Annotated in this window: 14 protein-coding genes; 4 read left to right on the forward strand and 10 right to left on the reverse strand. The window is 48.1% G+C overall.

Annotated features, from left to right (window positions below; all coding sequences use genetic code 11):
• From K8R76_13000 to K8R76_13010, 3 genes are all read left to right on the forward strand, one after another.
• Nucleotides 1–656, forward strand: a 656-nt coding sequence (locus K8R76_13000; GenBank protein MCD4849092.1) for a hypothetical protein, incomplete at its 5' end; no start/stop codon positions are given.
• 158 nt (nt 657–814) lie between these two features.
• Nucleotides 815–1,597 (forward strand): class I SAM-dependent methyltransferase, encoded by a 783-nt coding sequence (locus tag K8R76_13005; protein MCD4849093.1) that lies wholly within the window; start codon nt 815–817, stop codon nt 1,595–1,597.
• 1 nt (nt 1,598) lies between these two features.
• Complete coding sequence (locus K8R76_13010; protein ID MCD4849094.1) at nt 1,599–2,699, forward strand: glycosyltransferase family 4 protein; 1,101 nt, start codon at nt 1,599–1,601, stop codon at nt 2,697–2,699.
• 15 nt (nt 2,700–2,714) lie between these two features.
• Here K8R76_13010 and K8R76_13015 read toward each other — a convergent pair whose 3' ends face one another.
• From K8R76_13015 to K8R76_13060, 10 genes are read right to left on the reverse strand one after another with little or no spacing between them, the layout of a single operon-like run.
• On the reverse strand, nt 2,715–3,425 hold the full coding sequence (locus K8R76_13015; protein ID MCD4849095.1) for a metallophosphatase family protein: 711 nt from the start codon (nt 3,423–3,425) through the stop codon (nt 2,715–2,717).
• A 42-nt stretch (nt 3,426–3,467) separates the two neighbouring features.
• Nucleotides 3,468–3,890, reverse strand: a complete 423-nt coding sequence (nusB, locus tag K8R76_13020; protein ID MCD4849096.1) for a transcription antitermination factor NusB — start codon at nt 3,888–3,890, stop codon at nt 3,468–3,470.
• A gap of 6 nt (nt 3,891–3,896) precedes the next feature.
• Nucleotides 3,897–4,415 (reverse strand): 6,7-dimethyl-8-ribityllumazine synthase, encoded by a 519-nt coding sequence (gene ribE / locus K8R76_13025; GenBank protein MCD4849097.1) that lies wholly within the window; start codon nt 4,413–4,415, stop codon nt 3,897–3,899.
• Entirely contained in the window at nt 4,399–5,613 is a 1,215-nt protein-coding gene (locus K8R76_13030) for a bifunctional 3,4-dihydroxy-2-butanone-4-phosphate synthase/GTP cyclohydrolase II (GenBank protein ID MCD4849098.1), read from the reverse strand. The genes ribE and K8R76_13030 overlap by 17 nt, the downstream gene beginning before the upstream one ends.
• A gap of 4 nt (nt 5,614–5,617) precedes the next feature.
• Nucleotides 5,618–6,229, reverse strand: coding sequence for a riboflavin synthase (locus K8R76_13035; GenBank protein MCD4849099.1), 612 nt, complete (start codon nt 6,227–6,229; stop codon nt 5,618–5,620).
• Nucleotides 6,210–7,325 (reverse strand): bifunctional diaminohydroxyphosphoribosylaminopyrimidine deaminase/5-amino-6-(5-phosphoribosylamino)uracil reductase RibD, encoded by a 1,116-nt coding sequence (gene ribD / locus K8R76_13040; GenBank protein ID MCD4849100.1) that lies wholly within the window; start codon nt 7,323–7,325, stop codon nt 6,210–6,212. The genes K8R76_13035 and ribD overlap by 20 nt, the downstream gene beginning before the upstream one ends.
• The gene (locus tag K8R76_13045; protein MCD4849101.1) at nt 7,325–8,770 is read right to left on the reverse strand and encodes a transglutaminase-like domain-containing protein; all 1,446 of its coding nucleotides are present in this window, start codon (nt 8,768–8,770) and stop codon (nt 7,325–7,327) included. Before K8R76_13045 ends, ribD begins: the two co-directional genes overlap by 1 nt.
• Nucleotides 8,767–9,831 (reverse strand): UDP-N-acetylglucosamine 2-epimerase (non-hydrolyzing), encoded by a 1,065-nt coding sequence (gene wecB / locus K8R76_13050; protein ID MCD4849102.1) that lies wholly within the window; start codon nt 9,829–9,831, stop codon nt 8,767–8,769. Before wecB ends, K8R76_13045 begins: the two co-directional genes overlap by 4 nt.
• Nucleotides 9,832–9,865: 34 nt before the next feature.
• Nucleotides 9,866–10,306, reverse strand: coding sequence for a ribose 5-phosphate isomerase B (gene rpiB / locus K8R76_13055; GenBank protein ID MCD4849103.1), 441 nt, complete (start codon nt 10,304–10,306; stop codon nt 9,866–9,868).
• Nucleotides 10,306–11,232 carry a bifunctional enoyl-CoA hydratase/phosphate acetyltransferase gene (locus tag K8R76_13060; GenBank protein ID MCD4849104.1) on the reverse strand — a complete coding sequence of 309 codons (927 nt, stop codon included), beginning with the start codon at nt 11,230–11,232 and terminating at the stop codon, nt 10,306–10,308. The genes rpiB and K8R76_13060 overlap by 1 nt, the downstream gene beginning before the upstream one ends.
• A gap of 221 nt (nt 11,233–11,453) precedes the next feature.
• Between K8R76_13060 and lat the strand changes: the two genes are divergently transcribed.
• Nucleotides 11,454–12,773, forward strand: coding sequence for an L-lysine 6-transaminase (gene lat, locus K8R76_13065; GenBank protein ID MCD4849105.1), 1,320 nt, complete (start codon nt 11,454–11,456; stop codon nt 12,771–12,773).
• Nucleotides 12,774–12,779 lie beyond the last annotated feature (6 nt).

Here is a 12,779-nt window from a genome sequence, read left to right on the forward strand (position 1 = left end):
CTGTGATAGACAACGCAAGGGACGCGGTTCCCGGATCCTGGAGCTGGGGCCAGAGGCTTTTCTTCAATGAAGACGGCGAACGTGCCAGTTTTACAGGACAGCGAATTTCAGATTTCAGGGCTGATCACGTAAGCAATGGAGGAGATCCTTCGGATATATCCGAGGAGAACAACCTCAATATGGTTCTGTTGATACAAATTCCCCTGAAGCAGAGAAACCCTCAGAGTACATATTTCGATGATGTGTGCTGCGAATCTTCAATTGTAACTCTTGGTGGAGCAGGTGAATCCAACAGCCGCGGATCAGACGTTGAAGCCGCTGTTATCGGACACGGTGAACTGGAAGGCCCCTTCACGGAAATAGATGATCTTGAGATCCGCAGGGATCCGCAATTCCCTATCAGAGTTACCGTACAGTTCTACAAGGCCACTTCCAACGGGATCGCTTCACAGAATGATCTCGATGAAATCGCTGAAGAGATCCAGAAGGTATACGATCAGGGTTCGTATGTCGGCTCCCTTGTGGTTCCCGATCCTGGATCCTACAGACCCACCGACTGGGACAGGGCATCCGTACCAAGAAGACTGAACAGATACTGGAACCGGGTAAGAAACAATTACCTCGGATGGATAGGACGAAGAGACCTTATCAACTGAACAATGTGCAATTGGGGGCCGGGCCTAACATTTAAACATTTACGCACCGCCCCACGGGGACATGCAACTCTGCGTGTCCCCGCTTGAAAATGTTTAAATGTTAGGCCCGGCCCCCTCTGCGCCTTGGAAACCCTGCACCTTTCTTCTAGATTATACGAATGATGAAAAGAGCATCTGAGCGAAAGCACTGGGACGATTTCTGGAAAAGGGATCGGGACCTTGACGAGATCTACGATAACGATGGACGTATACCTGAAGAAATTCTCAAGCGGATGGACATCAGAGATGCCATTGTAATGGAGGTTGGTGCCGCAACTGCGAGGGACAGTGTTGTCCTCGCGGAAAACGGAGCCGTTTCTGTAGCGCTTGATTATTCCCACGAAGCCCTCAGACTAGCTCATCTGGCAGCTCAAAGGGCTGAAGCAACTCTTCTTCTCGTCTGCGGCGATGCTCTAGCATTGCCCTTTAAAGAGAATTCCATCGATCTTGTTTTTCATCAGGGTGTACTGGAGCATTTCCGCGATCCTGCGCTGCTCCTGAATGAAAACGCTAGAGTACTGAAAAGGAACGGTACTGTACTGGTCGATGTTCCTCAGACACTCCATGTCTATACGGTAATCAAGAAAACACTGATAGCTTTCAATGCATGGTTCGCCGGGTGGGAGACCCAGTTCACTCCGCAAAGTCTCTCAAGACTGCTTGAGGAAGCAGGACTTGAACCCACCGGTGTCTACGGAAGATTCTTCTCGCCATCTCTCGCGTACAGGATATTCAGAGAGTTTCTCATGAAGGCGGGTATAAAACTTCCTTTAAGGCCTGTTCTAATTCCACCAGTTCACAGATTTCGAAGCAGAATCAGAAAGTACATTGAGAATTCCCCTCCCGGTCCGAACCTGGGTTACATAGTGGGTGTCTTCGCAACAAAGAAAGACAGCCGCTGATATGCGTCTGCTTGCGCTGAACTGGAGAGATCTCAGAAACCCTGAAACAGGGGGAGCGGAGATACATCTCCACGAGATTCTCAGGAGAGCAGTGCTAGAGGGTCATGAAGTTACCCAGATTTCCCAGGCTGTTCAGGGTCTACCTTCCGAAGAGATCATGGACGGTGTTCGTATACTCCGCCATGGAAGAAGAAATACTTTCAACTTCACTCTCAGAAGATTCGCACTGTCCCTTGATATCGCGGATAATTATGACCTGGTGATTGAAGACCTCTGCAAGATCCCGTTCTACAGCCCGAAATGGTCCCCCGTTCCTGTCCTTACGATTGTACCTCACCTTTTCGGCACTACCGTTTACCGTGAAGTGGCCTTTCCGCTTGCCTTCTACATCAACTTCATGGAATCATTCATTCCTAAGGTCTATCGCGAAAGCTCTTTCATAGCTATTTCAGATTCCACAAAAAATGATCTTGTCAGAAGAGGTATAGATTCCGGGAGAATCTCCGTCATTCCCTGCGGAATCGATACTGACTTCTACTCACCCGGTGAGCCTGCCCCGGAAGCTGGAAGATTCCTCTACGTGGGAAGACTAAAGAAATACAAAGGAGTACAGTTCATACTCACGGCTCTCGCGCTTCTCCGTGAGGATGGAAGAGACTACACTCTAACTGTTCTGGGTTCAGGGAATTATGAAAGTGAATTGAAAAAACTCACAAAGAGATTGAATCTTGACGATAAGGTAACTTTTGAAGGATTTGTATCGCAGGAGCGAAAGCTTCACTGGCTGAGAAAAGCCTGGGTTGCGGTATTCGCGTCGGAAAAGGAGGGCTGGGGACTGACTGTCATTGAAGCAAACGCCTGCGGTACACCGGTAATCGCGAGCGACAGCGACGGTCTCAGGGACTCGGTCCGTAATGGAGAAACAGGACTGCTGGTTCCTCACGGTAACATAGAGAAACTTGCGGCAGCTATGGATAAACTTGCGGGAGACAGAGCCATGCGGGATAAGCTTTCGAAACAAGGGTTGGAATGGGCAGATGAATTCAACTGGAACAGCACTGCCAGCAGAGTAATCACAATTATGAAACAAATTAAAGAGTGACAGGCACTATTTAATTCAGCGTCCTTCATACAGCCGCTTCCACAGGATTGCCGGAAGCATTTTGTTCCTTATTTTCTCCGCTGCTGAATCGATGTCATACTCTACTCTGCGGTGTTCCCAGGTTCGTTTCTCAGTATCTATAAGAAGGTAGGCTGCTCTGGTATCTCTATCTCTTGGTTGCCCGACACTTCCCGCATTCACAAGTCGAATGTGAGAAAAATCCCCTTTCGCAGAATCCGTATAGTTTCCATCGGCCTTCCAGCAGCCTGGAAGGTGAGTATGCCCTATAAGTGAAATAGAATCAGGTCTTGCGCTGACAGCGCTCATGGCCTGCCCGGGCTTGAGGACATATACCCAGCTCTCCGGGGCTGCGGGAAAGCTGTGACACAGGAAAAATTCATCGAACTCAGCTGAATATGGAAGTGAAGAAAGCCATTTTATCTCTTCATCTGAAAGTACTGTTTTCGTCCATATCAGAGCTGATGCTCCCGGTCTGTTAAAATTGTCCAGAGGGGTTCTTCCAACCACTCCAGCATCGTGATTCCCGGTTACGATAATATCACAGACATCTCGAACCTTCTTGATGCATCTGGACGGCTCAGCTCCGTATCCGACAATATCTCCAAGGCAGAATGTCGCGGATGCATTCAATCCCGGAGGGTCGGTCAGAACAGCTTCAAGCGCATCAAAGTTACTGTGTATATCCGATATTATTCTTATAAGCATTTGATACCTCTTGGAGCTTGAAAGAATAAATAGTGGCTGTCACTATATGAGGTTGTCGAGAACCCCGTTCACGAAACTGGCGGCTTCTTCCGAATCAAATACCTTTGCCAGCTCAATGGCTTCATCTATTGCCACGGCAGCAGGAGTCGGAGGTTCGAAATAATCCATTTCACCAAGCGCCTGTTCCAGTATCAGCCGCGTCACGATATTCAGTCTGTCAAGTGTCCAGTTATCCATAGCTTCTTCGATTCTGGAATCGATCTCTTCCCTGTTATTCTGAACTACTCTTCCCAGGTCAGTTACCCATACCCAGTCTTCGATCTCAAGAGGAACACCTATTCCCAATTCGGTATCCTTGAGAAAATCCCTCATGCTTTCCATGTTCTCAGGAAAAGGACTCTTATTAATGAACGCTGCAAACCTGGCCTGAAGAAGAGCTTTTCGGCCTCTGCTCCTTACACCCATATTCTGTTAGTCCTGCTCCCCGTCCAGAGGAGGTTCTTCTTCATCGGACTCTTCAATATCGCTGATCAGATCGTAAAGACCGACCATTTCAAGAGCAGTCATCGCGGCATCAAAACCCTTGTTGCCTGATTTGGTGCCGGCTCTGTCTATGGCCTGCTCAACTGTATCCGCTGTGATAACACCATAAATAACAGGAACATCCGACAGCATGGCAGACTGAGCAACACCTTTTGCGCTCTCTGATGAAACGTACTCGAAATGAGGAGTATCACCGCGAATCACAGCACCCAGGCAGATTACACAGTCAAACTCCCCCGTATCAGCCAATCGAACGGATACCGGTGGAATTTCCCATGCTCCCGGAACCCAGAAAACGTTGATATCATCGGTTTCGACTCCGTGTCGCTCAAGACAGTCCAGTGCGCCGTCAAGCAGTTTTTTTGTAATGAAACTGTTGAATCTGGATACAACTATGGCCGGTCTTATTGCATCACCATCCAGCTGACCTTCATGAATCCATGCCATCATCTACTCCTTCCAGTATATGCCCCAGTTTTTCTTTTTTAGTTCTCAGATAATGAACGTTCTCTTTAGTCGGGATAACTTCTATCGGAACTCTTTCCGTGACTTCAAGACCGTATCCCCTCAATCCTACAATCTTTCTGGGATTGTTCGTCATCAATCGTATTGTCGAAAGCCCCAGTTCTGTGAGAATCTGAGCGCCTGTTCCGTAATCGCGAAGATCTGCTGGAAATCCAAGTTCCACGTTAGCTTCCACAGTATCAAGTCCGTGATCCTGCAGGTGGTAAGCCTTTATCTTGTTAGCAAGACCGATCCCACGCCCCTCCTGTGCCATGTAGAGAATCACTCCCGTTCCATTTTCCTCGATCTTTCGCATGGCAGCGTGCAGCTGACTGCCGCAGTCACATCTGCGAGAGGCGAACACATCTCCGGTAAGGCATTGTGAATGAACTCTGGCAAGAACATCCTTTTTGCCGGCCACATCACCCTTTACCAGGGCTACATGTATCTCCCCATCCGTTATACTCTCGAAGACATGCAGCTCAAAAGTTCCATAGTCAGTCGGCAATGTTGATCGGGCAACTTCTCTTACCAGTTTTTCTGTCTTCCTGCGATAGCGAACCAGTTCCTCAACAGATGTCAGAACAAGCCCGTGCTTTTCGGAAAACTCCAGCAGCTGAGGAAGCCTGGCCATCGAACCATCACGGTTCATCACTTCGCAGATCACTCCGGCAGACTTGAGTCCTGCAAGCCTGGCAAGATCCACCGCTGCCTCTGTATGGCCTGTTCTGGAGAGAACACCTCCGGATTTGGCTGCCAGCGGGAAGATATGGCCTGGTCTTGCAAGATCTGATGATTTCGAGGATGGATCTATCGCTACAGCGATAGTTCTGGCCCTGTCCTTAGCGGATATGCCCGTAGAAACACCCGAGGCAGCATCGATACTGACCATGAACGCAGTCTCGTGAAGAGAAGTGTTCCTTGGAACCATCTCATGAATATCCAGCTTCTCCAGCATTGCAATTTCCATTGAAAGGCAGATAAGCCCTCTTCCCTCCATAGCCATGAAGTTCACCGCATCAGCGTCGCATTTTTCAGCAGCGATTATGAGGTCACCTTCATTCTCCCTGTTCTCGTCATCCACCACAACAACCATCTCTCCTCTGCGGATGGCTTCAATGGCTTCCTTCGCTTGTGCTATTCCGTTACTGTTCAAGATATTCCCTCAATCGTTCCGCATTTGATGCAATTGTCATTTGTCTCTGTATATACTTGCCAATAATATCGTATTCCAGATTCACCTGTGTACCCGGCTTCCAGGTGCCGGCGGTTGTAACAGAAAGCGTTTCAGGAATAAGAACTGCTGAGAATCTTCCACTCGTAAGTGATGCTACTGTAAGACTGATACCGCTTACCGCCACAGACCCTCTCTCTACCAGCAGCGAAGAAAAGAAGGAAGAGAACGAGAACCAGATTTCAGTACTATCTCCTGTTTTTTTTATTGAAAGAACTCGGGCGGTTTCATCTATATGACCGGTTACAATGTGCCCGTGAAGCCGCTCGGATAACTGCATAGGTCGCTCGATATTCACTTCCGTCCCCGGAAAGTAACCGGAAATGATTGTTTTCATTCGAGTATGGGGGGAGAAATGAAACGTAAGTTTATCGTCATTTATATCTGTTACGGTAAGGCAGGAACCGTCCACAGCGATACTGTCCCCTTTTGAAACAGAACGTCCAATATCTGTCCGGACAACCAGTGTTTCCCTGGAAACCGAAACTACTCTGCCTCTAGCCTCAATCAGTCCCGTAAACAACTTCACCCTCCAGATGTGTATCTGTTCCCAGCAGGCTTGATCTTACATTCTCAAGCTTTATCGAGTCAACCATTGAGTCGATTCCAAGTTTCTCAAACGCTGGAAGTCCCTCTCCGCCAAGTATCATTGGCGCGGTAAACACACTCAGTGTATTCACAAGCCGCTTTCTGAGAAGCATTGATGCAAGCCCTCTGCCGCATTCACACAGAATCTCGCCAAATCCCTCGGAAGCCGTTCGTTCAAGGAGAAGTGTCAGGTCAAAACCGTAACCTGAGGAATCAGCCGGAAATTCCCAGATGTCAGCTCCGAACTCTCTCCGGAATTCCTGAATGTTACCGGAAACACTTTCAGGAACAGCAATTATAACTCTTCCGGGTTTTTCGAATATTTTTCTTGAATTCCCCAGGTCACCTGTTGCTGAGACTACGATCCGAGCTGGCTGCTCGCCAGTATATTCAAACCCCCGTGCTGTCAGTTCCGGGTTGTCGTCTCTGACAGTACCGGCGCCGGTCATTACCGCCTGAGCCGAAGCTCTCATCAAATGAACCTGTTTTCTGGATTCTTCACATGACAGCCACCTGCTGCTGCCATCTTTCGCCGCTGTCCTGCCGTCTATGCTGAGAGCCATTTTCAGTGTAATCCAGCTTCTCGATGTCCTGAGATAATGCAGGTATACTCTGTTGAGTGATTCAGCTTCATCGAACAATACATTTGTTTCAACTTCAATACCGGCCGACTTCAGCTGCGTTATTCCTTTCCCTGATACATTCGGATGAGGATCACGCATGGCGATAACGACTTTTCTGATTTCAGCCCTGATTATCGAGTCGGTACAGGGACCTGTCCTGCCATAATGGCAGCATGGCTCAAGTGTAACCACAATAGTACCGGACGATGCTGCCGAACCTGCTTCAGAAAGAGCGGCAATCTCGGCATGCGGCGCTCCGCACCTTTCGTGGAATCCCTCCCCGACGCTGTTCCCGTCGCTATCAAGAATAACCGCTCCCACCATCGGGTTGGGAAAGACCGCTTTCCTTCCAAGAGAAGCAAGTTCCAGGGCTCTTTTCATAGCCTGGATTTCCGGAAGGGAAGCCATCAGGGGGTTTCCAGTTCCCTTACACTGAGCCTGCCGATCGCGGAATTGACAACATACTGAGACTCAAGATCACCTGTGGCCAGAATGATGTGTGTGGCATCAGCTGCGTACTGTCCGAAGGTCGGATCCATCTTCACCCATTCTCCCACCCATATCACAGGCCAGGCATGGTATCCGAACGATCCGTCGAGGTAAACGATTCCCGCACAAATTCTTGCGGGAAGGCCTGCGGCTCTTGCAAGAGCAACTGTCAGGATAGTGTGTTCGTTACAGTCACCCCTGAGATTTTCCATCACGTCAACCGCTGATGGAAGGGAGATAGTCGGGCTGTTTTCCACTGCTCCATCAACAAAAGACGATATTCTTCTTGCAGCCTCCCAGGAATCCTCACAACCATCCGTGAGTATCAGAGCTTTTTCGATTATTAATGAATCATCGCTCTGTATCATGGCTTCTGGGAGAACATACTCCTCAAGTTCTTCAGGTATGGATGGAGGGTACGGAAGACTGTTATCCGGAAGTCCGGTCGAAACGGTTACAGTACATCCGGAAGCTGTCTGAACAGACGGTATGTCGAGCTGAAAATTAGTCCAGTCAATATCCCCTTCGAGAAGAAATACTCTCGTTCCGGTGCTTCTCGGGTTCGATATGTGTGTGGAGGAGACCGCGAAAACCTCGTAGAGATCCCTGGTGGCAACAACATCTCCACTCTGATCGGGAGGTACCCTTGTCATGTCCATTCCGAGGCCGGCTTCGTATTCTCTTACAATCTGTCCCCTGTAAACCCATACGCTGTTCCTTGTGCCCATCTGGGAAATTTCAAGCTTCGCCGCGTTCACGGTATCTCCAAGCAGAGATACATTCTCGAATTCAACACATAAGGCTTTCGCGCTCAGGATCATCCCGCTTGCAGGGTCGAATGACTGGAATGTTCTTTCCTGACCCACCTCCCATTCCATCGAAGCACAGGCCAGATCGGCCAGAACGGGCAGATAGTCTTCGGGCACCACTGTGGAGTTCTCTATGATCCTTCCTGCGGTACCTATTTCAGTAAGAAGCAGCGAATCCCTGCGAACGGCTGTAATGGAAATCTCTGCTGAGCCGTCCGACATGAGCATCTCCATATGTCCGAGATCGAATGTTCTATCGGTAACAGCAGTCATGCTCATCTCAATATCACGCGGGTTTCCCATCAGAATCATATTCCAGCTTATTGACTGCGTTATCAGGAGAGAATCGGTACCAAGTTCCTGAACATCAAGCTCCATATAACCGACATCGTCACCCATTATGGATACTGCGAACTTCTGAAGACCGATATCCGACGAACCGCCGGACAACGTTGAGGAATCAGCATTATCCCCCCCCTGTTCTCCTCCGCAGCCGCTGGCGAGTACGGGAACAACAATCAACAGAATCAGAATTATTATTTTTCCGGGTTTCATCTCGTTCCTCCGGTATAGTTTTCAATGGCTGCCGCGATCCTTTTTCCAGCCTTCCCGTCCCACATGGGAATGACAGGAGGAGAATCTGGTCGACTTGCGATCTGTTTTGCTGCAGCTTCAGGAATTAATGATGTGTCGGGACAAAGCACATTCGTTCCAATCTCGAGAGTCACCGGTCGTTCTGTACTTGTTCTGACAGTTACACATGGAACACCAAGAACGCTTGTCTCCTCCTGAACACCACCCGAATCTGTAATGACAACCGTTGCGTCGACCTCACATCTGATAAAATCCAGATAAGACATGGGTTCAACTATAGATAATCTTTCCGGAATACCCAGATCCCATTCATCCATATTGCGGAGAGTACGTGGATGTGTTGGAAACAGAATCCTGAGTCCTTCAAGATTGCCGAGAGCATCCAGGACAGCACCAAGTCGCTCCGGATTATCAACGTTTGATGGACGATGCAGGGTAACCAGGGCATAAGGCTCGTCAGGCGGGGGTGATCCTGCTTCCAAAGCTACGGGAAGAAGTCTCAGCAGAGTATCGATCATGGGATTTCCAACTAGTTTAATCATTTCACTCTGTCTGCCTTCGGCCAGCAGGTTATCCCTGGCTTCAGTGGAGGTGATGAGAAGCAGATTCGCGATTTGATCTGTCAATACACGGTTGATTTCTTCTGGCATATGCCGGTCGAAACTTCTGAGCCCCGCCTCTACATGAATTATGGGAACTCCATACCGCACCGCCACAAGAGCACATGCAAGTGTTGAATTAACATCACCGACCACGACAATTGCCCTGGGTCTTCGTTCAAGAAACACCTTCTCATACCTCTGCATGATTGTCGCTGTCTGTACGGTAATGCTCGCGGATCCGACTTCAAGGTTCACGTCAGGTCTTGGCAGGTCCAAATCATTGAAAAAGCTCTGTGACATTATATGATCGTAATGCTGACCTGTATGAATCAGTCTTATTTCAACAGCTGGATCAGTGTTTTTTATTATGGGATCAACCTTCATGAAATTAGGTCGTGCCCCGCAGATTACATCAATCATGTGATCTCCCGTGGAATAATCGAATATGTGTGAATCAGATAGTATCCATTTTATCGGTTCTTCTGCCGTGCCGTCCGCCGTCAAACTCCTCTGAAAGAAAAACCTCTATAATTTCCCTGGCCAGGAAAGATGAAGTGATTCCTCCACCGAGAACAAGAACGTTCGCATTATTGTGATGTCTTGCGTAATAAGCCATCCGTGGAAACAGGCATAGTGCTGCCCTGATTCCCCTGAATCTGTTCGCGGTCATGCTCATGCCCAATCCCGAATTACAGATGAGAATGCCGAAGTCCGCACTGCCATCCAGTAAATTCCTGCATAGAGCAGAAGCAAAATCCGGATAATCAACAGAATCCGCCGAAAAAGGACCAAGATCTTCTATATCAAGGTCCAGTCCCTTTTCATCTTTGAGCCATCCGACCGTCTCACACTTCAGCGGATATCCTGCGTGATCGCTGGCCAGAACTATCTTCACTATCTTCCGCCTCCTGCCTGATATCCAGCTACAACGCTGGACAGAACTATGGAGCAGAGCTTGGATTCAGCGGAATCAGCCCTTGATGTAAGTACAACCGGGTTTGTTGCTCCCATAATCACCGCACCAAGCTCTCCGCCTGAGATGAAGATGAGTGCTTTGTAGAGAACATTGGCTGCTTCAATATCAGGTAGAAGCAATATATCGGCATCTCCCCCGACAGGACTATCAATCTTCTTGATCCTGCAAGCATCGGAAGATACGGCAAGATCCAGAGCAAGAGGACCGTCAAAAATGATATCACCGAATTCACCCGTATCTGCCAGTTCCTGCATTCTTGCTGCTTCCATCGTGCATGGCATCTTTTCGTAAGGGACTTCCTTGGCACAGACGTAAGTTGATTTGGGATGATCGATTCCCAGAGCGTGAGCAACTGTAACCGCGTTTTTCAGCATGCCGATTTTCTGTTCGAAATCCGGCGCTATGTTCATGGCGGCATCAGTAATTATCAGAAGCTTGTCATAACCGGAAACATCAAACGCGGCTACATGACTCATAACTCCCGGGGCTCTTAAACCACGCTCCCTGTCAAGAATCGCGCGAAGGAACGAACTTGAAGCCACCAGACCCTTCATAATGACATCGGCTCTACCGGACCGTACGATTTCAACTCCCTTTATGGAAGCAGTTTTGTCATCTTCAGCATGTATGATTTCAATGCCGTTCAGATCGAAATCAGCCTTTTCCGCAGCATCTCGAATTCCTTTTTCAGGACCGATAAGAACTGCCTCAACCATGTCATCTTTAACAGCAGTACCAATTGCACTCATGGTTTCGACTTCATCAGCTCGCACAACGGCAACTCGTTTGGAAGGAAGTTCTCTGGCGATCTTTTTCAGTTCTTCGAGACTTCTTACAGGTTTCATGAATTCTCCCTGATATTTGTGAATATTCAAAACAAATTGGGCAATTTTCCAGTATACAATACGAATATACGCACTTCCAGAGGAATCCTGCAAGAAGTGTTGACAAATCGGCTGTTTCAAGAGAGATTAGGTGGCATTCTTCTGGATATCAATCAATGCGTACCAGTGTTCTACAATCCTGTTCATACAGAAAATACAACTCGCGAAAGGGGTGGTGACAAATGAAATACATACCTGCGTCAAAAGTCAGGGCAACAATAGAGAACCATATGCTGGCAGATGGTTTTGATATGGTTCTTGACCTTGAGAAAAGCAAGGGATGCATTATACATGATTCATATGGTGATAAGGATTATCTGGACCTGTTCAGTTTTTTTGCTTCAGCACCACTTGGCATGAACCATCCCGGGCTTTGCACCGAGGAATTCAGAAATCACATCGGTGATGTTGCCATCAATAAACCTTCCAACTCGGATTTCTATACCGAAGAACTTGCGTCTTTTGTGGAAGCATTTGCAGATACCGTTATTCCTGACAGCCATCCGTATCTTTTCTTCATTTCAGGTGGTGCTCTTGCCGTTGAAAACGCCATGAAAGCGGCTTTTGACTGGAAGGTCCGCAAAAACCTGGAAGCAGGCAGAGGCGAACTGGGCTCGAAGGTTATTCATTTCAGAAAAGCCTTCCATGGAAGAACAGGCTATACTCTTTCGATGACAAATACTGCCGATCCGAGAAAGTACATGTACTTTCCTCTGTTTGACTGGCCAAGAGTAGATCCACCGATGATAAAATTCCCTCTTGAGGATAATCTTGACGAAGTCATCGAAGCCGAGAAGAAATCACTTGAACAGATAGATGAAGCCATCAAGGAATACGGATACGATATCGCCTGTCTTGTCATTGAACCAATTCAGGGTGAGGGTGGAGATAATCATTTCAGACCCGAGTTTCTGCAGCAGCTTCGCGAACGGGCGGATAAGCATGAATTCATGCTCATTTTCGATGAGATTCAAACTGGAATGGGGCTTACGGGTGAATGGTGGGCATGGCAGTCTCTGGGCGTAGAGCCCGATATCTTTTGTTTCGGTAAGAAATCACAGGTTTGCGGAATCGCCTGCAATAAACGTATTGATGAAGTAGAGAACAACGTATTTCACGAATCGAGCAGGATTAACTCCACCTGGGGCGGTAATCTCGTTGATATGGTCAGGTGTTCCCGTTACCTCGAAATCATGGTCGAGGAAGATACTCTGGAAAACGTCCGCAGCAGAAGCAAAACACTCCTCGATGGTCTTCACAATCTTGAGAAGATGTATCCTGGTAAAATATCGAATGTCCGTGGCCGGGGACTTATGTGCGCCTTTGATCTTGAAGACGAAGAAATCAGAAATAGAATGATCAAGGAGATAATGAAGAATGGAGCCATCATTCTTCCCTGCGGTCATACGAGTATAAGGTTCAGACCTCCTCTGAATATTTCGGACGACGAGCTTCTCAATGGAATCAGCATCATAGAAAAAGCTGCTGAAGTAGTTCTCTGAACGGAA

Source organism: Candidatus Aegiribacteria sp. (assembly GCA_021108435.1).
Taxonomy (GTDB): Bacteria; Fermentibacterota; Fermentibacteria; order Fermentibacterales; family JCC-6; genus Aegiribacteria.